The organism is Bacillus benzoevorans (genome assembly GCF_014207535.1).
Classification (GTDB): domain Bacteria; phylum Bacillota; class Bacilli; order Bacillales; family Cytobacillaceae; genus Bacillus_BD; species Bacillus_BD benzoevorans.
Window position 1 is genome coordinate 309,400 of the sequence record NZ_JACHGK010000002.1, and the last position, 23,120, is coordinate 332,519.

Genomic DNA, 23,120 nt, shown 5'->3' on the forward strand with positions numbered 1-23,120 from the left:
AAAAGCGTTATGATAATCCCTCGGCAAATTTCACCCAAACCTTTTAGACAAACATCAAACATTTAGTAAACAGGCGTTCATAGCCTTCAGATGCTCCAAGTTCCAGGTAATCCATTTCCTTTGCCAGGTCTTCCATTTGCTTACGCACGTCGACTGACATGAGGGCCATATAGGCTCCGGTTTTTGAGGAATTCCCTACATACTCTAGTTTATCCCGTACCGCTTCAGGCAAAATACCGACGCCTACTAAACTATCAGCTGGCAAATGAGCACCAAACTGCCCAGCAATCATCACCTTATCAAGTTGATTCATATCAATATCTGCCTGCTTTAATAAGGCATAAAATCCGGATAGAATCGCACCCTTTGCTAATTGCACCTGACGAACATCCCCTTGGGTTATGAAAAGGTTCTTCTCATCTGAAGTACCGCCGCCCGTTTTAATCACAAATTCCCGCTTTTTCCCATCCAACTGGAGCATATCATAGCGATAATCGGATTCTGCTAGTTTTTCTTTTTTAATAAAGGCTCCGTCTTTTTTTACCAGACCTGTTCGAATTAATTCCTTTACGACTGCTAAAATCCCGCTTCCACAAAGACCGATCGGTTCTTCATTACCAATAACCTTTAATTCAATTCCGTTCTCCTCGGTTATTTTCAAATCCTCAATGGCTCCCTCTGCTGCCCTCATTCCAGAGCTAATATTCATCCCTTCCAAAGCCGGACCAGCGGCACAGGAACAGGATAAGAGATTTCCATTATTCGCTAATACGATTTCCCCATTCGTTCCGATGTCAATAAAAAGGATGTTTCCGCTCTGTTTATGCAGTTCGCACACATATACACCTGAAACGATATCAGCACCAATATACGATGAAACGGAAGGCAGACAGTATACGCTTGCTCCCGGTGCGGCTTTTAACCCAAGATCCTTGGCTTTAACCGTTTTTGCACGTACAAAAACGGGGGCATAAGGTGATTTCCCGATGGAGGCTGCGTCAATGCCTAACAGAAAATGGAGCATGGTACAATTGGCTGCAACCGTTAGCTCGTACACATGATCTCGCGAAATTTTCGTTTCGGCACATAACTCGCCAATCAATGTGTTTATCCCCTTAACAATTTCATGCTGCAATTTTTCCCTGCCCAGCTTTCCATTCTCAATTTGATAGGTAATTCGCGTTAATACATCGAGCCCGAACTTTTTCTGCGGATTAATCATCGATGCCGTTGCAAGTTCAGCACCCGTATTCAAATCCACCAATGCACAAACAACAGTTGTTGTTCCGATGTCGATGGCCACTCCATATAAACCATTGCGTGTATCCCCAGCCTCAATTCCAATTAGCTCATCACCCGCAAAAACACCCGTGACCTCACCAAAAATTGGAACAGAACCAGCTTTACTGCCAGCCAGTAAATTCCAATCAATCCTCGCCAATCCAAGGCCAGAACAAAGTGAATCCTCATAAGAAGCCTGATTTTCTAACGTCGGCTTTTCAATGTCAATGACAGTTTTGCGAATCCCTTGGCGAAAACTAAAATCAGGCATGTATCCTTTTGTCAGAATTTCATGTTTTCGCTCCTTTTGGAGCACCTCAATGACAATATCCTCCTTAGGGGTTACAAGGCATGCTAACCTTACCCCTGATTCGATTTCTTCCTTTTTCAACAGACTTTTCTCAGTCTCCGAAATCTCAGGAAGCTGCCCCTCAACCACTCGAATCTTGCATTTTCCACAAGATCCCTTACCATTGCAGGCATTATCGACGAAAATCTCGTTCCCAGACAGCACTTCCAATAAATCGCCGCTAATTGCCCCATGATGATCAATGATAGTATTTCTGTTCCTAATCGCGATCTTTACCATCACTAATTAATCTCCCTCTGATAAGGATTGAAGCATGGCCCGAATATTCTTGAGAGGAGACTTCATCCCCAGCCCGCATGCCGGTGAAATGATGTTTGACCCGCCTCTAACACAAGCCTGCGTTAACTTGGCCACCTTCTCCGGCTCGCCGAATTCAATAGTATATGTGCTAACATTTCCCATTAACTGACGATCCTTTAAATTCTCTCTTGCATCCCTCATACTGACCATTGAATCAAAACTAAGGACATCGCTGATAATTTTGTTCACCTCTGGATAGACATTGGTCATTCGTCCACAAATGTGGACAATCGTTCCAACCTCAGGGTTCTCAGCTTTGATTGCGGTTAGGATTTTATTAATATACTTCACCACAAATTCTTCGAACAGCTTTGGTCCTAATATCTCACCCGTTCCACTTGGGTCAGAAATAGCAATGATTGCAGCGCCTGCCTCGATTTGTTTTTTGGCAAATTTGATTAATTGATCCGCCACAAACGCAACCATTTCATGGGCTTCCCTATTACTTCTACGTAATTCTTTGTAAAAGATAACCGGTTCTATTAACGAGCTTGCCGTACTAATCGGACCCGTTATATTCCCGATTATCGGCACATCGTTCCCTTTTGTCTTTAACAGCGAAATCGCATCAAGCACGACCTTTGCTCGTCCGCTTTCAAAATTAACGTCAGAAAGCTTCGCCCAATCCTTTACTGACTGCAAAGGATATTCAATTACATGCGGCTCATAAATATTCGAGCCCATATTGACTTTTGCACCCATATCCTCAGCCTCAATCGTCATACAAAAAGGAACGCCATAATTTTCAAAACAGCCTGTTTCATAAACAGCAGAAGCCAAGCTCGCCATCATCCCCGCGTCCATATGGGCCTCAGGGAATGGAACTCCAACCTCTTCAAGTAACTCAGCCGTCACCATATTCATCATTCCGCCTGGACAAATGCATGGAGGGCGGTCAACTACCTCATTATTCATGGCCTTTTTTAACCGTTCAATTGGCTTAAGCAACAACCGTTTCAACTCCCCCATTAACAGTATTTAAGAGCGAATTCACGAGCTTCACAGCTTCAACTGCATTTGATGCGTAGCCGTCTGCTCCAATTGTGTCCGCATATTTTTTGGAAATCGGCCCGCCGCCGATGACAACCTTCACCTGCTCTTTCAATCCCTCTTCTTTTAATAGCTGAACAACATCGCTCATGCCGCCCATTGTTGTTGTCATTAGCGTTGACAAACATACAAACGCTGCGTTCATCTCCTTCGCTTTCTCAACAAAGCTGCGCAGCGGAACGTCCCTTCCTAAATCAACCATTTCGTATCCAGCCGTCTCTAGCATGATTTTTACTAGATTCTTTCCGATATCATGAGTATCACCTTCAACTACACCAATGAGCCCAACAGGTTTTCGTTCGGCCTCCTCATCAGTTACGGGAAGATGTGGTCTTAAAATCGCTAGTCCTTCATACATCGCATCAGAGCATAACAATACATCCGTAACAAAATATTCTTCTTCCTCATATAACTTACTTGCACGGTTCATCCCATCAACAAGACCTTCCATAATGCCATCAAATGCTGGATAACCAAGTGCCAAATATTCATGACACGCTTCAACTACTTCCTCTTCTTCCATTTCCACAACGCAATCAGATAATTTTTTTAATAATTCTTCTTTTGAAATTGACATCTCATTTCCTCCATTCATTATTTTGCTTATGATGAAAAGTTCTTCGGATCTAATGGCCATTTGCCATACTTCCGTGCTGAAGCCATAAATTGATCAATATTTTCCAACGGAATATTTCCGTTTAAATCACAGCCTGTTGCTAAAATATAACCATTTGCACTGTCATATCCCTTTTGAATACATGTTTTCACTGCTAAATCAACATCTTCAGTGGTTCCTAAATACATCGTTTCAACCGGGTCAACGTTCCCAAGAACAGGAACTTTGTGTCCTGCTTGAATTTTAGCGTGAACCAAGTCAACCCGGTTATCGATGCTTAGCATGTCACAGCCGGAGGTTACCATATCGCCAACAATCGCTGTTGTATCGCCGCAAATATGATAGCAGACCATGCCGCCTGCATCATGGATATCCTTCATTAAATCGATTGTATAAGGTAAAACAAAATCTAGATATTGCTTTCTGTTTAAAATGGTCCCTGAAGCAATTGGGTCACATAAAAGAATAACAGCACCCGCTTTAATAAACTCACGGTAAATCATCTTTAAGCCTTCATTACAAAAATGAATCAATTGGTGGAGCTTCTCCGGATTTTTTCTTGTTGCTCTTAATAGATTTTCTGTTTTATAGATACTAGAAGCAGCTGTAAATGGACCGGAAATCAGCACACCAGTTGGGACCTCATGTCCAACCTTATCAATCAAGATTTCGGTGGCCTCTAAATGGAGCTGGAATTTTTTATCATTCTTTAATTCTAGCTTTGCCATATCAAGCTGATCGACATCATTTAAATCCTCGAGGGCATATTCCATAATGGCCGGTACTGCATCCTCAGGGTCGCCCATCCGGCTGCCCAAAGCTGCACCGACCCCATGCAGGCCATATTCTGTAATGGTCAAGTCATTTCCAAATCTCTCGTAGCACCCAACCTGTGCCAGAGCTTCATTTAATGCCGTGCTGCGTTTTTCCTTATGCGTCATTCCTAAGACACGACCGGACATTGAAACCAGAACAGGCATGGCTAATAACCTGTCCATTGGTTTTCCAGTCATAAATGCCGTTAGCCGTTCATTAGGTGTCATTTGATCATCTTTGTGCATGTAATTGACCTCCAATATAGTGAAATCTTAAAGCAGGTCGACTGCCTTTATGATTCCTTTTTTCAATTCAAATGAATTATTTTTAAAACACATCTGGCCAACAAATTTGGCCTGCCCAATCACTTGGACACAAGCCTCGGAATAGGTGGTTGGCACACCTAAATCAATATCCCGCCATTGGGCCCGCTCTGTTCCCAATAACGCAAATGTCGTCTTAGGGCAAAGCAGCAATATTGTTTCACGTCTAATGATTTCTTCCACTCTTTTCAAGAACGGATACGTAAACATCTCCACCACTTGCTTAGCAAACTTGGGGCCTAAAATGTTTACCCCTCCCATCGCATCGCCATAGCTAATCAGATTGACGTCAACCTTTTGCGCTTCCTCCACAAAACGGATGATTTCAGATGCGAGCTTATCAAAAATGTCTTGCATCGCCGCGGGGTTTTTTTTGAAAATCTTAAAAATATAGCGCGGATCCATTAATACATTCAAAATCGTAAATGGACCAGAAATATATAGAACGACGTTTTCACCCTTGTTTCTTAATAAACTGCAGGCCTGCAAAACCTCGGCCATCCTTCCCTGCGAATAGTCTATTGCGGGCAAGCTTAACAGTTCTTCAGCGGTTGAACAAATATACTCTTTCCCTCTCGGTCCACCGTTCTCATCACCGTAATAGATAATTCCACCCAACGCTTCACCTTCAAGCGTGTGGCAAAATGGCAGCTCACAATAATTGGCATGATTATGCTCTTTTATCGCCAGCGCAAGCTCGGCCATACTATCCCAATTTTTATACGCATCTGGAAATGTCAGATTAGTACTCTCCGTAACAAGCTTTCTAATCCCGATTAAATTGTCATAGGTACACTTAAAATCAACAATTTTATTCATATTCCACCTCTTTAACAATCGCTGCAAACATTTCTGTTACTGCTTGTTCATTGAGTCTATTCCCTATCACAGCAACCCTTGCTTCCTTCTGCTCATGAATAACTTCCCAGCTATAATGCTGCGGGGTAAAATGAAATGAAACCCAGCACTGTGTATCGAGCTGAACGATTCCCTTGGCACGCAAGATGTAACCGTTAACACTCTTCTTCAAAAAAGATCCCAGCCCATCCATTTCTTTCTCAGAGAAATTTCTGACTTCTGAGATTGCCAGCGAACGAAAGGCTTTGTTGGCAGGTATTGATTGAGTTACTTCCATGTTTATCTCAGGCATATAAGTCTGATTGCCTTCTAGGATATCTGCCAGCTCAGAGCCTTTATAGGAAAACCACTCTTCCGCTAAAATAACGGCTGCCTCATTCATCGTACTAATTTTTGCAACCACAGCAGCGGCATCAATGGTAATGAGATGGTTCACTCTCATATCATGGGGCGAGCCCTCACAAACCTTTTTGCATACCCGAAGAATATCCGACAAGCCTCCAACCCCGGATGGTTCAATCAAAATATGATCCGGCCTAAATTCATTAGTTAGCTCCTCGATAGCCTGTTTAAAATCCACTACTACGCTGCAGCAAATACAGCCTGCATTTATTTCTTTAATGGGCAGCCCATCATCTATTATTTCACCATCAATGCCAATCTGACCAAACTCATTCTCGATCAATACCTTTTTGCCCTTTAGATGAGGAATCACCTTTTTTAAAAAAGCCGTCTTTCCAGCACCTAAAAATCCCGAGATGATGGTAATATTTGTAGTCATTAGGTGCCTCCTTTAAAATTATTTTAAAAAGCAAAATTAATATTTCAATATAACACTTTTTGTTCATAATGTCTTTTAACCGATTAAATGTATAACTTCGAAACTAAAATCTATAAATATCTAATTTCAATAATTTGATTGTGTACTTATTCACAAGTGGATTGTAGCACAAGGAAAAACCTTCAGTCTAATTCGTTTTATCAATATAATATTAGTTCGATTATTTGTTTTTACGATAGGTGAGATAATTGAAAGGAGTTTGAAGAACAAATATAGGAGAATAGGAGGATAGGATTTACGTTCAATCATTTATTTATAGAAAAAAACACCTAGAAAAATCCGTTAAGTTGGAATTATACCTGAGCAGGATATTGGATAATCCTAATTTTGGCAAAGGAGAGAAAACACTCTTCTCTTCCCTCTATTGAACAACTGCCATTTCTGGTTCAATATAAAAAGCCCAGCTTCACTGCTGGTTAATTAGAGAAATTGGGCTTTTCCATTAATCTAAGTTTTTCTTAATTTGTTAATACGCTTTTCAATAATTGAACGGTTGTGTCTATTTCACTTTTCATCGTGTATCTTCCTAAACTAAAACGGACAGCCCCCTTGCCGACGCTCTCCTTTACCCCCATTGCTTTTAACACTGGTGATAAGTTTACCTCGCCGGTATGACATGCGGAACCAGTAGATGCTGCAATCTGCGGGACTGAATCCAATATATCTTGACCCACTCTATTTTCAAAGTTAATACTTAGTGTATTCGGAAGACGAAGTTCAGGATGCCCATTTAATGAAATCTCCACATTGGGCAGCTGCCTTAGCCCGTCCCAAAAATAATCTCGCAGCTCTTTCACCTTTAGATTCTCATCTAAATGCTGCCGCGCCACTTCACAAGCTTCACCTAATCCAACGACCAACAGGACATTTTCGGTACCTGCTCTTCTACCGCCTTCATGGCCGGCACCATGTATTAGTGGTTCAATCTCCATTCCTTCCCTCATAAATAACACGCCTATTCCTTTTGGTGCGTATACCTTGTGACCGGCTATGCTTAAAAAATCAACACCAAGTTCCTCTACATCCACTGGCACCTTTCCTACGGATTGGGAAGCATCCGTGTGAAAAAGAATGTGATGTTTTTTGGCTATTTCACTAATTTCTTCGATAGGCTGAAGGGTTCCAACTTCATTGTTTGCGTGCATGACGGAAATTAAGATCGTTTCTTCCGTAATGGCTTCCTCTATATCACGCGGGTTTACTCGCCCAAATGGATCTACGTCAATATATGTAATTTTAGCGCCTTGTTTTTCGAGATATTCACATGGACTTATAATTGAGGGATGTTCAATATTAGTTGTGATAATATGGTTCCCTTTTTCTTTATATCGTTGGAACACTCCTTTTAACACATTATTATTTGCCTCACTTGCTCCACTGGTAAATACGATTTCGCTTGGTTTACCATTTATTAGCGCCGCTACTTGTTTTCTTGCTTTCTCAACCGCTTGTTTTGCACCTGCTGCCGCATAATGAAGAGCAGATGGATTTCCGTAATGATTTTTAAAAAAAGGAAGGATAGCCTTTTGTACTTCCTCCGCAATTGGTGTACTTGCATTGTAATCTAGATATATTTGATTCATTTCCAAAAACTCCTCCAAACACATGTAAATACATTTGTTTAAGTGCCTTTAATAAATATTCTTGATCAAATCCTTGTAATGATCAAGATTCAGCGGCTCACCCAATACATTTCAATCAGCAGTTTCACTTTGATAATCAATCCAAGTAATAGGAATCTTTTCTCAGGGCTGAAAATTTTAAAAAAGAAAAAGCAAAAAACCACAAATTCGGTTCTTTGCTTTTCTTAAATATGCTACAATCTAAATACAATCGTTTTTTGCTTGTAGAAGGACTAACATGTTCCCGCATGTTAGTCTTTTGCTTATAATAAACTTCCGAGTGATAATACTAAGCCTGAGGCGACTAATACCCCGATTGCCGAAAACACAAATTTCATCCGCTCTAATGATTGTTTCATTTTGAATTCCTCCTTAACTGTTTTGATATTTATAATATAGCGAGCAAAAATGAAAACTTTATGAAAATTTTTGAAAAATTATTGACAAAGAGCAATTATTTTTGTCTATATATAAAAGCTTCATACACAAGAATAAACATAAAAGAACAACAATCGATCTACTGTTGTTCTTTTATGTTCGCAGGAATCTCCATCTTCAAATTTCGTCAGAAATTAAGGTGGAGTAGTTCAAGTTTTTGGAAATAATACGGTAACTGTTGTACCAATTTTTAATTTACTCTCTATTTTCACTTCCCCTTTGTGAGCATCAACGAGGGCTTTTACAATCGAAAGACCGATTCCAATTCCTCCTGTCTTTCTATCCCGGGATTTTTCTCCCCGATAAAATCTTTCATAAAGATATGGCACATCTTCTTCTCGAATCCCTATCCCCTCATCTTTTACAGAAAAACCGATAAGATTTTCACTCTCAGCTATTGAGATCTCTACATTTTTTCCAGATGGTGTATATTGAAGAGCATTATTTACAATGTTCGTCAAGATTTGTATAACACGGTCACGGTCTGCATGAAACCAATGCTCTGTTGTTGATCGGCTAATATTTAGATGAACTCCCTTTTCACGAAATGAAGGACCAAATTGATTTTCTATGTGTGTGATCATCTTCCCTGCTTCTATGTCCATTTTCTGAAGTTTTATTTGTGGATTTTCAGCCGCCAGCAGCTTTTCTAATTCATTTACAAGACGAACCAACCGCATTAATTCATCATGACTCTGCTGAAGTCTTTTTGGTGTCGGTTCCCATATTCCATCCTGGTAAGCTTCAATCTGACTCCTTAATGTTGCCAGGGGAGTCCTAAGTTCATGAGCCAAATCTGCTGTAAACTGTTTTCTAAGTGTCTCTTCTTTCGAAAGTGACAAAGCCAGGTCATTAAATGAAGATCCTATAGGTTTTAATTCTTCAGTTAAATCCTCAACCTGTACACGTGTATACCACTTATGTTCTCTTAATTCATGAACAGCCTTTGATAATCGATTAAATCCTGCTGACAATCGTTTTGAAAACAGCATACTGAATAGAAATGAAAGGATAACCGTAACAATGATGGCGATATAAATATTTTGTTTTATTTGTTTCAGAAAGGAAAAATCCTCATCAAGCAGACTATTAGGGTAAAAGACTTTCATACTGCCGATTGTTTTATGTTCTGACTTCAGGTCATAAACACTGGATTGATAATCCTTATCTAACCGGGAGCCTGACTGCATTCCCATGTTCGCCATCATCCCCAGCATCACCGTCGTATCAGCCACTAACTGTCCCTCTGCATCATAAATTTGATAAAATAAATTCTCCGTCATGGCCTGCTCATGCATCAAACCGTTTAATCTATCACCGATAAGACTCCCATTTCCTTCATATTCTTGGATCGTAAATTCTTCAATTAGACTAATATTTTTTTCTCTGTTTTCTCGTAAATAGGCACTAAAATGTTCTTCAAATCCCCATAAAATTGAAAGACTTGTCAAGAAAATCCCGGATAAAGAAGCAACTAAGAGATAAAACAGGATTCTGAATCGCAGCGTCTTAAACATCCGAACTGCCTCCGAACTTATAGCCCATCCCAAAAACAGTGATGATAAATTCCGGATGGCGTGAATCTATTTCGATTTTCTTACGTAAATTTTTTATGTGCGTATCAATGCTCCGTTCATATCCTTCAAAATAGGCTCCATCCTCCTGTACCTTTTCCAGGAGATCAACTCTGCTAAAAACGCGGCCTGGGGAACTGGCCATTGTAAAAAGAAGTTTGTATTCAATGGGTGTCAGCATGATCACTTCTCCATTCAGCTGTACTTCTTTTTTTAAAGGATCAATGATTAATTTCCGATGATTAAAAATGAGTTGAGTGGACACCTCCGTTTTATTCATTCTTCGAAAAATTGCCTTCACGCGAATGACCACTTCTCTCGGACTAAAGGGCTTTTTCACATAGTCATCTGCACCAATCACCATGCCATTGATTAAATCTTCCTCAGAGGATTTTGCGGTTAACATAATAATCGGAACATCGCTGTCCTTTCGAATCAACCGGCATACTTCTTCTCCCGAAATATCCGGCAGCATTAGATCTAAAATAATCATATCCGGTCGGTGCTCCTTGGCATTTTTTAATGCCTCAATACCATTTGAAGCGCAGACGCAGCTCCAGCCCTCTTTTTCAAAATAAGCCTGAAGAACTTCCAGGATCATTTCCTCATCATCGACTAAAAGAATTTTTACCACACTGACCTACCCCTTCCTGTTTTTATTTTATCATCCATTTAGATGGGTAAAAGAAATCTTCATAACTTCCACATAAGTTCTCCATAAGATCTCCATTAGTCAGCGATATGATCAAGGAAAGAAAGGAGATGGAGAAAATGAAAAAGAAATTAGCCATCGGAATTTTAGCAGGTGCGATTATTTTAGGAGGAGCAGGAACCTTTGCCTTTGCGGCGGCAAACGAGGACGCAAACGGAAATGGACTAGTAAATTTCGGACAGATGAAACCATTTATGGAAAAAATGCATCCTAATCTTTCTACAAAGGAATTAAAAGACATGTACAATGCATGCCATGGTGAAGGCGGCATGATGGAAAACGGCAACTTTGGCGGCATGATGAACGGTAACACTGAAGGTATGATGAATAATTTATAGTTAGGAGATGATTTCTCATGATGGGTGGATATGGTTTTGGCATGATGGGAATGGGTTTATTAGTATGGCTCATCAACCTATTTGCGATCGGGGCAGTAGTCTACCTTGCAGTGAAATTGGCATTACGAAAAAATAAATCATAGCAGCAAAGCATACTGCTTTAATAATTGGAGCATGTCATTGCTCGGTACTACAGCTAATATTCCAAAGGCACTGGAAGATATATATTCCAATGCCTTTTTAATCTTTACACTTAGCAAAATTAGACTCTGTGCATCATCGGTAATGAAAATAAGTAGATATTAGCCACCATTAGGAATACCATGAATGCATAATAAGGAGCTAATCGTTTAAATGAACCCCTATTACCAATGCGGTAGACCGTATACATGGAACCAACAAAGCCAAGCAACACAACAGCATATTGAATCCACTGAACAGCTGGACCAGATAATAAACTTAAATCGCCGCCCATGTTTGCTCCAAACAGCCCGGCCGTATTAAACCAAATGGCCTTTCCTTCCGTAATAATATGGAAAAGGTTATGCGCCAAGTGCCCGGCTAAATCTAATGGAATAATGGCATAGCCAAAGCGAATAAAGTTTTCTTTTACCTTATCAGCATTTTTATTTAATAAAACAGCGATTTTTGCTGTCCCCAATAATAATAGGATTGGTAGAATCAGCGAGATGACATAAGCAACAGTAAAGTTAACCGTATAATTCGATGTACCTGTATAGGTTCCAATTACCTTTAAAATATCTTCCCATATCTCGAGCATCGTAATGTTTTGTACAAAAACAATTCCCATAATGACAGCCGCAAGAGAAGCATGTTCAAGCTTCGGCTTTTTAATCAACCATAATTCCTTTGTCGGCTTACGCGGTGAAATTCTAATTGAATTATTTGGACAGGATTTCACACAATTTCCGCATAAATTACAATCAGCGCTAGAGTCCATCGTTCTAACATACTGGAACATCGGACAGCCTTCTGCCTTTTCACTGCCTTTAAAACAAGATTGTGTTTTACATGTACGGCATTTTTCCGGTGTCCCTCTTAATTCCAGCATCCCAGCACGCGAATAGTTTCCTGCTAGACCGCCAAGGAAGCAAAGGTTTTTACAAAAAGTACGTCTTTCATACAACACAGAAGTGATAACTACCATCGTGACAAGAATAAGCAGCAAATATCCCGAACCTCTAGGTGATTCTACGACCCCCCACACATGGTCGCTCCAGGTAATCATGATAAAGAATAAGTCAATTAACCAAATGCCATACTTTTTCAAAAATTTTGGTGTCGGCTTTTCACTTCCGGCAAATTTCCTGACCAAATCACTCAGCTTACCGAACGGGCAAACCGTACACCAAAATCTCGCTGCCACAATAAACAGGACAGGAATAATCGGCCACCACAATACCCACACCATTGACGTTCCAAAATTCTTACTTGGGTTCACCGTACCGATTACTAATTCATAAACAATAATGGAAAACACAACAAAAGCGGCCCACTGAAAAATTCCAGGATACCATCTGCTTTGAATAAATTTCTTAATAATAGAAATATTTAATAAATTAAAGGGCTGTTTTTCCTCATTTATATTCAGTTGTTGCTCTTTAATTTTTCTTTCCGGCATCGACATCCAGCTTCACCTTCTTCCTTAATCTTTTATTCCATAATCCTGCCGCTAGAAATGACAAGTTAATGACTCCAAATACACTTAGTACTGTGTAATTTGGCGGTGTTTCTTCGATAACTTCTCCTCCATGCCCATGGCTGCCTTCCGCATTCGCATCATTATGTCCTGATACATCGTCCCCGCTTGAATCATGTTCAGACTGATTGTGCGCAGAACCATCCGTCATATCCGTCATTTGACTATGCTCCTCTGGTGTCATTGTATGCCCCCCATGAGATACTCCCTCGCCTTGTTCTTCACTCATAAACATTTCAACATCCTCTGACACACTGTTTGAATGCCCCTCATCAGCAAGAGCGAATGAAGCTGGGAGTGACAATAAAAATACTATAGAAATTACGACCATTCTCACATTGTTTCACCGCCTTCTATCTTCGATTAAAAACTATTTCTTGAAATGAACATCCTAAATCTAATTGAAATCTTTGCAGAAACCATGAATTTTAAATGGATTATTTTTGTCTATTGAGTGAGACAAGTCACTCCAATAGGAATAACGGAACAAATGTAAACGGGCCCCTATTAAAATAGGGGCCCGTTTACTTCTCTTCACGTTCTATGATTATAATGTCCAATAGGTAATCGTATCAAGAACTCCCAAAATGATTATTATAATTCCTGCTATTCTTTGTACTATCAAACCTATCTTTCTCCCTTTCTTTTTCATGAACTTACCACTTAGTCCAAAGTACCCTATCAGGAAGATAGCCAAAATTAACGGCAATGAAGTCCCTAAAGCAAAGATAATAGGCAGGACTGCTCCATAAGAGACAGATAGAGACAACGGCATCAATGTCACAAAAAACAAAACAAACATAGTAGGGCAGAATCCCAGCGTAAAGCTCACTCCCATAAGAAATGCCCCTAGTTTTCCCTTTTTCATTAGTTTTTCGGGTATGCTGCCGAATGAAAATGATTGATAGATTTTAAAAATACCAAGCATAAATAAACCAATAAGAATGAGGATAGGTCCGACAATTTTTCTAAACCAAGGAAAATAAAGTGAAAGGGTTGATTTAACTTCACTTCCTAACATCCATACAATCAAACCGAATAAAGAGAACACAATCATTTTCCCTAAAATAAAAAATAGAATTTCAGTCCAAGCAATCCTGTTTTGCAAAGATTTATTTCCATAAACCATAATGGCTCCCAAATTCCCGGTAAATTGGCATGGAGCCATGGCACCGATAATACCGAGCAGCAGGGCAAAAAGAAGAGGTATCCCTTCCATACCATTTACCATAGTTAGGAAAGGCTGGCTTAAGCTATAGCTTATTTGGCTGAAAAATTCATACATTGCTTTCTCCCCTTTTTCATTCCGATAAAATCACACTTAAATATTCTTCTTAATCATACAAAGAAAAAATGGAGATTTTATGGAGAAACAGAATTTAATATATATTTTATAATAATAATCCCATTCACGGTGTTTTGAACTTTTTGTGTTCTATTGTTTTTTTCTTATTTTTTGGCTCTGTTCAACTTGGTTGTTGATTTCCGTTCCAAGCACTTCGCTTTCCGCTCATCTACGCCTGAGCCTCCTCGTCACTTCGTGCCTGCGGGGTCTCGTCTGTCTCGCTGTTCCCGCAGGACATTGAATAAGCTTCCTCGAATCCGCCCACGCACGATGAAAATGCGCAGCATTTTCGGAGGAGTCTTCGTGCCTTCCACTCCAATCAACAAAGTCCTCCAAAATCAACATTGACCGTTAACACAACCTATTTTTTAAAACCAAGTAATATTTATCGGTTCTTTTTATCAATCCATAAAAAAACTCCACAGTTTCTGCAATATTTTCTTTTATACTTCTTTATACAATCATATATGGAGGTATTCAAATGAATCTTAAATTAACCGCCTTACTGGTATATAGTGGCCTCATTCTGGCAGCTTGTTCCTCTAATGATGTTGGAAATGCGGATGAAGCCAAAGGTAATCAGGAAAAAGCAGAAGAACAGGTGGCTAAAGTAGATGGATTACAAACCACCAAAACAGAAACGCTTACAGGAAACGAATTTACCATTACTGCCAAAGAAGCTAAACATCGATTGAACAGTGAAGTGACCGTTGATGCTTTTACATTTAACGGATCTGTTCCGGGCGCGCAAATCCGTGTCAAGGAAGGAGAAAAGGTAAAAATCACATTTAAAAACGAATTGCCTGAGCCTGCATCCATTCACTGGCATGGTATTACCGTTCCAAATGAAATGGATGGCATACCTGGCGTAACACAAAACGCGGTCCAGCCGGGTGAAAGCTTTACGTACGAATTTACTCCGACAGTCCCTGGCACCTATATGTACCATACCCATCAAAATGCTGTAAACCAGATGGATATGGGGCTTTATGGTTCTTTTATTGTCGAGCCAAAGGAAAAAACATATGACCGGGATTATACTCTCATGCTGGATGAGTGGATGAGTGAATCCGTAAAAAATAATATGCCGATGAATGATATGGGTGGAATGGACCATAGCGGGATGAACCATGTCGGGATGAAACACGGTTCTAGTTCAGATACTCAAGAAAACAGCCAGAGCGACCAAGGTATGGGACATGATATGTCTGCTTACGATATTTATACCATTAACGGAAAAAGCGGCGATGCTATTGAACCGTTAAAAGTAAAAGAAGGAGAAAAAGTCCGAATCCGTTTAATCAATGTCGGCTATTTATCTCATAACATTCACCTTCACGGTCATGACTTTAAAGTGGTCGCAGTTGATGGCCAGGATGTAAATGAACCTAAGGAAATCAAAGACCAGTTAATCTCCATCGCTCCAGGCGAACGTTATGATATTGAGTTCACTGCCAATCATCCTGGCAATTGGTATCTTGAGGAGCATGGGGACACGAAAGGCACAAAAGGAATGAAAACATTGATTCAATATGAAGGAAATCATCAATCAAAGGATCAATCGAACCAAAGTGAGAAATTACCTTTATTTTCCTATATTAATTACGGTGGTACAAAAACTGGGAAATTCACTTTAGACCAGGAGTATGACGTTGAGTATACTATGGATTTGAACGGTAATAACACAGACAATCTTTGGACAATCAACGGAAAGTCCTTCCCTGAAACAACTGGATTAAATATTAAAAAAGGGGATTTGGTGAAAGTAAAATTAATCAACAATTCGCCAACCGGTGTTAATCACCCGATGCATTTACACGGACATTCGTTCCAAGTATTAAGTAAAAACGGACAGCCGGTAGAAGGTTCACCAATTATAAAGGATACCATCAGTTTAGAGCCTGGCGATGAATACGTTGTCGCTTTCGAAGCTGATAACCCAGGCAATTGGCTGTTCCACTGTCATGATTTACACCATGCGACAGCAGGAATGGTGGATGTAATCAAATATGATGGATACCAGCCAAACTATACACCAGATCCAAACGCTAATAATAAACCTGAGTAACAACCAAACATTTACTGTAAATAGACTGAGGCAGCCGTTTTAAAATGGCTGCCTCAGTCTTATGTAATTCTTTTTTTACCTAAAAATCAACGCATTTTTAGGTACCTATTCCGGTATTAAAGTAGCTTATCCCGCAACTGCTCCCTGCGACTCTATTCTTAATAATTCAGATTCTGTTCCTTTGACCTCAATAGAACTGTTTACCTCTTCACTTTTTACCTGTTCAGCTATTGCACTTTCCTGTAGTACACGTTCCGGTAATGACAACTGTTTAAAATAAAACCAGACAATAAAAAGAATAATAGCAATCGCTCCAATGACCATAAAAATTTTATTTTTGTTCATTCGGTTCCCCTCCCTATGACTTTTTATCATTCCAACGCTATATTCGCAAAAATATGTGCAGATATCATCGAGAAGATATTGATATTTCAAGTCAAAAATTATCAAAATCCAAATCTATTTTTTATTGGAAAGAAGGATATACTGAATATTAAAAAAGCCTCACTCCCGTGGACGTAAGGAAATAAGGCTCTTCATTTTTATAAAGTATTCAATGTTTTATCTAAAGGAATGATATTCTTCTATTATTTTAAAATTAAAGAAGTTACTTAATTCCATTTTCAACAACTACTTTTGAGGAAACCAGATTAACTGTGTTAGCAATTGTATCTCCTACAGGGCAATGCGCTTCAATATATTCTTTATATGCTGCAATTTTTTCTTCAGGGGCTGTTGTTTCAATATGGAATGTATATCTTATTGTTTGAAAACCAGGTCGCACATCCGATTTGCCAAGAAAACCATCGATGTCAATATCTCCTTCTAATTCAACCCAAAAGTTTTGCAGATCAATTCCAAATTTCTTCGCATAAGTTCTTGCTACAATTGACTGGCAAGCACCGAGAGCAGAAAGGAGAAGTTCAACAGGATTCATCCCTTTATCTGTGCCGCCTAAGCTCTCAGGTTCATCAATAATTACCTTATGTCCCCTAGCCTCCGTTTCCACCAACACATTTTCTTTTAATAAAGTTTTTGCTTTGAATGTCGTTAATGCCATTAGAAATCTCCTTTTTTCCATTTTAATGAACAATCATAATACCAAGTAATTTTATGTGATTTAATGTATTTATATTACCACAAAATTAAATATAGTCAATTAATTCTAAAAGATTATTCAATTAATCAATAGAGCCCATTTGACTCAATTGCGGCTGCAGGCTAATACGTGAAAGAAGAAACCGCCAGATACAGAGAATGAGCCAATAGGCACATCCTGTCAGCTATACACTTCCTCCACTGTGGTGTATTCGGAACTTTCACCAATTAGTCCGATGCGCTGCCAGGCGCACAAAAGCCCAATGATTTATACATTGGACTTACAGGGAAACCCCGTTGCTTCTGAAAAAATTTCCAAGTGCTGTTTTATCTATATTTAATTTGGGGACTATATTACAGGCAGGAAGATTCTTACGAAATTGCTAAAAGGAGGGATTGAAAGTGTTACTAGTACCACGTGAAGTAGATAAACTGATGATTGTGGTGGCAGCTGATCTTGCGCAAAGAAGACGCGATCGCGGCTTGAAGCTAAACTATCCTGAAGCCGTGGCACTGATTACATATGAAGTGTTGGAAGGTGCAAGAGATGGAAAAACCGTTGCTGAGTTAATGGAATTCGGTGCCACGATTTTAGGCCGTGATGATGTCATGGAAGGGATAGCAGAGATGATTGACGATATTCAAGTCGAAGCCACTTTCCCTGATGGAACAAAGCTCGTTACCGTTCATGACCCAATTCGATAATAGATAAGGAGGTTCTACATAATGTCAATGGAACCCGGGCAATTATTTTTAAAAGAGGAACCGATCATTTGTAATGAAGGCAGAGATCTCTACAAGCTGAAAGTAACGAACACTGGAGACCGCCCTGTACAAGTCGGTTCCCACTTTCATTTTTATGAAGTAAATGAGGCGCTGACATTTAACCGTCAGGATGCCTTTGGGAAACGGCTCAATATCCCTGCTGGTGCTGCTGTTCGTTTTGAGCCTGGTGATGAAAAAGAAGTGGAGTTAGTTACCTTTGGAGGAGAACGAAAAGTCTATGGCTTTAACAATAAAACCGATGGATCGATTGAAAGAGGGTAAGAGCAATGAGCTTTAAGATGCCAAGAAAACAATATGCGGAAATGTATGGGCCAACGACCGGAGATTCGATTCGTTTGGCAGATACGAATTTATTCATCCAAATTGAAAAGGATTTAACTACTTACGGTGAAGAGGTGGTTTTCGGCGGCGGAAAAGTGATTCGTGATGGCATGGGTCAGCACCCGCTTGTCACCCGAGGTGATGGGATTCCGGATGTCGTGATTACAAATGCCGTCATCTTGGATTACACCGGCATTTACAAAGCAGATATTGCCATTCGCGATGGAAAAATATCAGGCATCGGCAAAGCCGGAAATCCACTCGTCATGGACGGTGTCGATATCGTAATAGGTGCCTCAACGGAGATTATTGCCGGTGAAGGAATGATTGTGACGGCAGGCGGCATTGACACCCATGTGCATTTTATCAATCCAGCTCAAGTGGAGACGGCACTTTCTGCAGGACTTACGACTGTCATTGGCGGTGGTACAGGTCCTGCCGCTGGTTCACGTGCCACAACCGTTACACCGGGCGAGTGGAATATTCATCGGATGCTGGAAGCGGTTGAAGGGCTGCCCATTAATGTAGGGTTGACCGGCAAAGGCCAGGCCGCAGCTGAAGCACCATTAGCCGAGCAGGTAAAGGCCGGAGTCATTGGCTTAAAAGTTCATGAAGATTGGGGAGCAACACCATCGGCGATTGATCATGCCTTAAAGGTAGCCGACCAATATGACGTCCAAGTGTCACTTCATGCGGATACGTTGAATGAAGCAGGATTTGTGGAAAATACGATTGCCGCCCTGAAAGACCGGGTAATTCACATGTATCATACAGAAGGAGCTGGCGGGGGCCATGCGCCTGATTTAATTAAATCGGCAAGTTTCATGAATGTTCTCCCCTCTTCTACGAATCCAACCTTGCCGTATACGGTCAATACGGTTGATGAACATCTCGATATGTTAATGGTTTGCCATCATCTGAATCCATCTGTTCCGGAAGATATCGCTTTTGCCGATTCCAGGATCAGAAAAGAAACGATTGCCGCCGAGGATATTCTGCAAGATATGGGCATTTTCAGTATGACGAGTTCAGATGCTCAGGCAATGGGACGAATTGGCGAAGTTGTCACAAGGACTTGGCAAGTGGCCGACAAAATGAAACTGCAAAGAGGCTCATTGCAGGGAGATAGCAAACTTTCCGACAATAACCGCGCTAAACGTTATATCGCCAAATTTACGATTAACCCGGCGATTACACATGGAATTTCTGATTATGTCGGTTCGATTGAAGTAGGAAAAATAGCCGATCTCGTCATTTGGTCACCGGCCTTTTTTGGTGTAAAACCAGAATTAGTACTGAAAAGCGGATTTATCGTCTACGGAATGATGGGAGATGCGAACGCATCGATTCCAACGCCGCAGCCGGTCATTTGCCGTCCGATGTATGCGGCATACGGAAAAGCCTTACAGAAGAGTTCGATTACATTTATATCCCAAGCAGCCTATGAGGATAAGGTTCATGAAAAACTTGGGTTAGAAAAAGAAGTATTGCCTGTACACGGGATCAGGAAGTTAACCAAAAAGGATATGAAACTCAACTCAGAAACACCTGACCTATCTGTTGATCCGCAAACCTATGAGGTAAGAGTAAACGGAGAACTGATTACATGCGACCCGGTTGACAGAGTTCCGATGGGGCAGCGATATTTTTTATTTTGAGGTGAAAAAATGCTTATCGAAAGAATTGAAATGAATATTGAAGATCTGGAAAAAGAAGAACTCATCCGCCGGCATATTGAAAAAGTTTACCTCGAAAGTGACCATCTGGTGAAGCGGGTTCAAAGGGTCAAAACCGATCACGGCAGAGAGATTGGCATCCGCTTAAAAGATACACGCGATTTAGCTGCCGGTGATGTATTATTTATGGATGAAAAAAATATGATTGTGATTGATGTTCTCGCTGATGATTTATTAGTGATTAGCCCAAGAAGTCTTCAAGAAATGGGGACCATTGCGCACCAATTAGGCAATCGTCATCTTCCCGCTCAATTTGAAGAGGATGTGATGATGGTTCAATACGATTACCTTGTTGAGGATTTATTAAATGGATTAGTGATTCCGTACAAAAGAGAAAAACGGAAAGTTAAGCAGGCATTTCGCCATATTGGTCATAGCCATGGATAACAATATTCTTTCATTATTTCAGCTTTGTGATTCAAACTTGCCAACAGGTGCGTTTAGTCATTCATATGGACTTGAAAGCTATATTCAAGAGGAAATGGTGCACAATCAAGACACATTTTTTCATTGGCTGCGCACTTATATTCATGAACAGCTCATCTATGCAGATGGGCTGGCCAGTTTTCTTGTTTTTCAGGCATTAGAAGAGGAAGACTTTGCAAAGGTATGGAAAATGGATCGCTTATTAACGGTGCAAAATTTGCCGCGTGAAACAAGAGAAGGCACACAAAGAATGGGTGAACGGATGTTACATCTTGTTCAATCCTTATACAAGGTGCCTATTTTAGCGGTTTACCAAAAAAGGATTGAAGCAAAGCAATCTTTCGGGCACCCTGCGCTTGTTTTTACGATGACAGCCCACCATTTAGGTGTACCAAAATCAACAACCGTTTTATTTTACTTATATTCTGTTGTATCCAGCCTGGTACAAAATGCCGTCCGTGGAATCCCTTTAGGGCAGACAGCCGGTCAGAAAATTCTTCGAGACGCACAGCCAGTTTTGATAAATGCAGTGGAAAAGATTGAGCAATTAGATGAAGCGGATTTTGGAATTGTTTCTCCCGGAATCGAGTTATCTCAGATGAGGCATGAACGGGTCAATATTCGAATCTTCATGTCTTAAATATAGAAAGGAAGTGATTGTTATATGGATCCAATTAGAATCGGTGTCGGCGGGCCTGTTGGAGCAGGAAAAACGCTGCTAGTGGAAAAATTAACACGTCATTTATATGATGAACTTAGTATGGCAGTCGTCACAAATGATATCTATACGAAAGAAGATGCCCAATTTCTCATGCAGAATGGTGTCCTTCCCGCTGATCGGATTATTGGCGTTGAAACAGGAGGATGTCCGCACACGGCCATTCGTGAAGATGCCTCGATGAATTTTGCCGCCATTCATGAATTACAGGAAAAGCATCCGGATATCGAGCTTATTTTTGTAGAAAGCGGCGGTGATAATCTCGCTGCTACTTTCAGTCCTGAATTAGTTGATTTCTCCATCTACATCATCGATGTGGCACAGGGTGAGAAAATCCCGCGCAAAGGCGGACAAGGCATGATTAAATCAGATTTATTTATCATAAATAAAATTGATTTGGCGCCGCATGTCGGGGCCAGGCTTGATGTCATGGAATCAGATACAAAGGTATTTCGCGGCGACAAACCATTTGTCTTAACCAATTTAAAGGATAATACGGGATTGGAAAGCGTTGTTGATTGGTTAAAAGAGAATGCCCTATTAAAAGGATTGGCTTAAGATGAAGAACTGGACAGGTGTTTTACATTTAAACGTTGAAGAGAGAAAAGGGAAAACGGTCGCAAAAAATGTGTATTTTCAGGGTGCATTGAAAGTGATGCGCCCTGTTTATCATGATGATTCAGGCCAGGTTTGTTATTATTTATTAAATCCCGGCGGCGGATATTTAGATGGGGATCGGTACCAAATGAAGGTCCAGCTCGGCGAACAAGCGAAGCTGACTTTAACCACCCAAGGTGCGACAAAGATTTATAAAACACCGAAAAATTTTGCCTACCAAGAGTCAGAAATCATCCTAAAAGAAGGAAGTTTCCTTGAATATATCCCTGATCCGTTAATCGCTTATGAAAATGCCCATTACAAACAAAAAAATGTCATTCGCATGGATAAAACGGCCACTTTCCTTTATTCCGATATCATTACCCCAGGCTGGTCACCGGAAGGAGAGCATTTTCGTTATCGATCCATTCAATTATTAAATGAAATTTACGTCGATGATGAATTGGTCGTTTTTGATCATCTCCAATTGAAGCCGTCTGTACAAAATATACAAGGTTTAGGGTTTATGGAGGGGTTTACTCATTTAGGATCGATGATCGTAGTCGGGAGCCAAGCGGATCATTCCCTGCTCGACCGGTTATATTCCACCATTGAAATGAACACACAAGATTTTAAAGTAGGTCTGTCCGCTTTACCCGTACCAGGTTTTACAATCCGGATGTTTGCCCATTCCACACAATTAATTGAAAGGCTTTTTGCCAACATTCATCAGACTATCAGCCAAGAGTGGTTTCAGACAAAACCTTGCTTCTTAAGAAAATATTGATGCTGATTTAAACCCGGGCTTTTGGATTTTACTATATGTACCATTCAGGTTTTCATGATGGACTGTTCAGTCTTTGGATATAGTGCCGGATAGATGACACCGATCCTGGGAATCCTTAAACCGTAAGAAAAAGGAGGTTGGAAATCAGATGTTTAAAAACTTCGAGGTAAATCAACTTTTCGAGGGACAAGTAAATGAGCGCCCACACTTTTCAGTCAACATTGAAGGGCAAGAATACAAGGGAATGGTTCAGGATGGGAAAGTACATTGGTATCATCCACACCCGCAGCAAAAGCTTGGGGAAGAACTTTTAAATTCCATTGAATCAAAAGTTAATGATTTGATGAGTAACCACCTGGAATCATAAATGACGAAAGAG

Annotated in this window: 25 protein-coding genes; 11 read left to right on the forward strand and 14 right to left on the reverse strand. The window is 40.3% G+C overall.

Translation table 11 applies throughout. The features are described 5' to 3' along the window. Positions 1-43 precede the first annotated feature (43 nt). From HNR53_RS04830 to HNR53_RS04870, 9 genes are all read right to left on the reverse strand, one after another. Positions 44-1,870 (reverse strand): ASKHA domain-containing protein, encoded by a 1,827-nt coding sequence (locus HNR53_RS04830; RefSeq protein WP_184523717.1) that lies wholly within the window; start codon positions 1,868-1,870, stop codon positions 44-46. 6 nt (positions 1,871-1,876) lie between these two features. Continuing rightward, positions 1,877-2,902, reverse strand: a complete 1,026-nt coding sequence (locus HNR53_RS04835; protein ID WP_221452219.1) for a uroporphyrinogen decarboxylase family protein — start codon at positions 2,900-2,902, stop codon at positions 1,877-1,879. After that, positions 2,892-3,578, reverse strand: coding sequence for a corrinoid protein (locus HNR53_RS04840; RefSeq protein ID WP_184523393.1), 687 nt, complete (start codon positions 3,576-3,578; stop codon positions 2,892-2,894). Before HNR53_RS04840 ends, HNR53_RS04835 begins: the two co-directional genes overlap by 11 nt. A gap of 26 nt (positions 3,579-3,604) precedes the next feature. Next, the gene (locus tag HNR53_RS04845) at positions 3,605-4,678 is read right to left on the reverse strand and encodes a uroporphyrinogen decarboxylase family protein (protein WP_184523394.1); all 1,074 of its coding nucleotides are present in this window, start codon (positions 4,676-4,678) and stop codon (positions 3,605-3,607) included. Positions 4,679-4,705: 27 nt separating this feature from the next. Continuing rightward, a complete protein-coding gene (locus tag HNR53_RS04850; RefSeq protein WP_184523396.1) occupies positions 4,706-5,575 on the reverse strand; it encodes a uroporphyrinogen decarboxylase family protein in 870 nt (289 codons plus the stop codon). Beyond that, positions 5,568-6,395: a CobW family GTP-binding protein gene (locus tag HNR53_RS04855; protein ID WP_184523398.1), complete on the reverse strand. Its 828-nt coding sequence runs from the start codon at positions 6,393-6,395 to the stop codon at positions 5,568-5,570. Before HNR53_RS04855 ends, HNR53_RS04850 begins: the two co-directional genes overlap by 8 nt. Positions 6,396-6,913: 518 nt before the next feature. Then, positions 6,914-8,038 carry a cysteine desulfurase family protein gene (locus HNR53_RS04860; protein WP_184523400.1) on the reverse strand — a complete coding sequence of 375 codons (1,125 nt, stop codon included), beginning with the start codon at positions 8,036-8,038 and terminating at the stop codon, positions 6,914-6,916. Between the two features lie 626 nt (positions 8,039-8,664). Next, on the reverse strand, positions 8,665-10,032 hold the full coding sequence (locus tag HNR53_RS04865) for a sensor histidine kinase (protein ID WP_184523402.1): 1,368 nt from the start codon (positions 10,030-10,032) through the stop codon (positions 8,665-8,667). Then, a complete protein-coding gene (locus tag HNR53_RS04870; protein ID WP_184523404.1) occupies positions 10,025-10,723 on the reverse strand; it encodes a response regulator in 699 nt (232 codons plus the stop codon). Before HNR53_RS04870 ends, HNR53_RS04865 begins: the two co-directional genes overlap by 8 nt. 137 nt (positions 10,724-10,860) lie before the next feature. Between HNR53_RS04870 and HNR53_RS04875 the strand changes: the two genes are divergently transcribed. Together HNR53_RS04875 and HNR53_RS23380 are read left to right on the forward strand one after the other, a co-directional pair. Further along, a complete protein-coding gene (locus HNR53_RS04875) occupies positions 10,861-11,139 on the forward strand; it encodes a hypothetical protein (RefSeq protein ID WP_184523406.1) in 279 nt (92 codons plus the stop codon). 17 nt (positions 11,140-11,156) lie between these two features. Next, positions 11,157-11,282: a hypothetical protein gene (locus tag HNR53_RS23380; protein ID WP_281391663.1), complete on the forward strand. Its 126-nt coding sequence runs from the start codon at positions 11,157-11,159 to the stop codon at positions 11,280-11,282. Between the two features lie 119 nt (positions 11,283-11,401). Here HNR53_RS23380 and HNR53_RS04880 read toward each other — a convergent pair whose 3' ends face one another. From HNR53_RS04880 to HNR53_RS04890, 3 genes are all read right to left on the reverse strand, one after another. Beyond that, positions 11,402-12,787, reverse strand: coding sequence for a 4Fe-4S binding protein (locus HNR53_RS04880; RefSeq protein WP_184523408.1), 1,386 nt, complete (start codon positions 12,785-12,787; stop codon positions 11,402-11,404). Next, the gene (locus HNR53_RS04885) at positions 12,762-13,196 is read right to left on the reverse strand and encodes a hypothetical protein (protein ID WP_184523410.1); all 435 of its coding nucleotides are present in this window, start codon (positions 13,194-13,196) and stop codon (positions 12,762-12,764) included. The genes HNR53_RS04880 and HNR53_RS04885 overlap by 26 nt, the downstream gene beginning before the upstream one ends. 210 nt (positions 13,197-13,406) lie before the next feature. Continuing rightward, positions 13,407-14,144 (reverse strand): urease accessory protein UreH domain-containing protein, encoded by a 738-nt coding sequence (locus HNR53_RS04890; RefSeq protein WP_184523412.1) that lies wholly within the window; start codon positions 14,142-14,144, stop codon positions 13,407-13,409. A 541-nt stretch (positions 14,145-14,685) separates the two neighbouring features. On the opposite strand from HNR53_RS04890, the gene HNR53_RS04895 reads away from it, so the two are divergent. After that, the gene (locus HNR53_RS04895) at positions 14,686-16,272 is read left to right on the forward strand and encodes a multicopper oxidase family protein (RefSeq protein WP_184523414.1); all 1,587 of its coding nucleotides are present in this window, start codon (positions 14,686-14,688) and stop codon (positions 16,270-16,272) included. 126 nt (positions 16,273-16,398) lie between these two features. Here the strand turns inward: HNR53_RS04895 and HNR53_RS04900 are convergent, their stop codons facing one another. Both HNR53_RS04900 and HNR53_RS04905 read right to left on the reverse strand, forming a co-directional pair. Further along, entirely contained in the window at positions 16,399-16,617 is a 219-nt protein-coding gene (locus tag HNR53_RS04900) for a hypothetical protein (protein ID WP_184523416.1), read from the reverse strand. 262 nt (positions 16,618-16,879) lie between these two features. Beyond that, positions 16,880-17,332: an OsmC family protein gene (locus tag HNR53_RS04905; protein ID WP_184523418.1), complete on the reverse strand. Its 453-nt coding sequence runs from the start codon at positions 17,330-17,332 to the stop codon at positions 16,880-16,882. Between the two features lie 440 nt (positions 17,333-17,772). On the opposite strand from HNR53_RS04905, the gene HNR53_RS04910 reads away from it, so the two are divergent. From HNR53_RS04910 to HNR53_RS04945, 8 genes are all read left to right on the forward strand, one after another. Then, positions 17,773-18,075, forward strand: a complete 303-nt coding sequence (locus tag HNR53_RS04910) for an urease subunit gamma (RefSeq protein WP_184523420.1) — start codon at positions 17,773-17,775, stop codon at positions 18,073-18,075. A 27-nt stretch (positions 18,076-18,102) separates the two neighbouring features. Beyond that, positions 18,103-18,417 carry an urease subunit beta gene (locus tag HNR53_RS04915; protein ID WP_184523719.1) on the forward strand — a complete coding sequence of 105 codons (315 nt, stop codon included), beginning with the start codon at positions 18,103-18,105 and terminating at the stop codon, positions 18,415-18,417. A 5-nt stretch (positions 18,418-18,422) separates the two neighbouring features. After that, positions 18,423-20,135, forward strand: a complete 1,713-nt coding sequence (gene ureC, locus HNR53_RS04920) for an urease subunit alpha (RefSeq protein WP_184523422.1) — start codon at positions 18,423-18,425, stop codon at positions 20,133-20,135. A gap of 9 nt (positions 20,136-20,144) precedes the next feature. Then, positions 20,145-20,600 carry an urease accessory protein UreE gene (gene ureE, locus HNR53_RS04925; protein WP_184523424.1) on the forward strand — a complete coding sequence of 152 codons (456 nt, stop codon included), beginning with the start codon at positions 20,145-20,147 and terminating at the stop codon, positions 20,598-20,600. Continuing rightward, positions 20,593-21,279, forward strand: coding sequence for an urease accessory protein UreF (locus HNR53_RS04930; protein ID WP_184523721.1), 687 nt, complete (start codon positions 20,593-20,595; stop codon positions 21,277-21,279). The genes ureE and HNR53_RS04930 overlap by 8 nt, the downstream gene beginning before the upstream one ends. Before the next feature lie 24 nt (positions 21,280-21,303). After that, positions 21,304-21,915: an urease accessory protein UreG gene (gene ureG / locus HNR53_RS04935; RefSeq protein ID WP_184523426.1), complete on the forward strand. Its 612-nt coding sequence runs from the start codon at positions 21,304-21,306 to the stop codon at positions 21,913-21,915. A gap of 1 nt (position 21,916) precedes the next feature. Continuing rightward, positions 21,917-22,741 (forward strand): urease accessory protein UreD, encoded by an 825-nt coding sequence (locus HNR53_RS04940; protein ID WP_184523428.1) that lies wholly within the window; start codon positions 21,917-21,919, stop codon positions 22,739-22,741. A gap of 148 nt (positions 22,742-22,889) precedes the next feature. Continuing rightward, on the forward strand, positions 22,890-23,108 hold the full coding sequence (locus HNR53_RS04945) for a DUF5342 family protein (RefSeq protein ID WP_184523430.1): 219 nt from the start codon (positions 22,890-22,892) through the stop codon (positions 23,106-23,108). Positions 23,109-23,120: the final 12 nt, after the last annotated feature.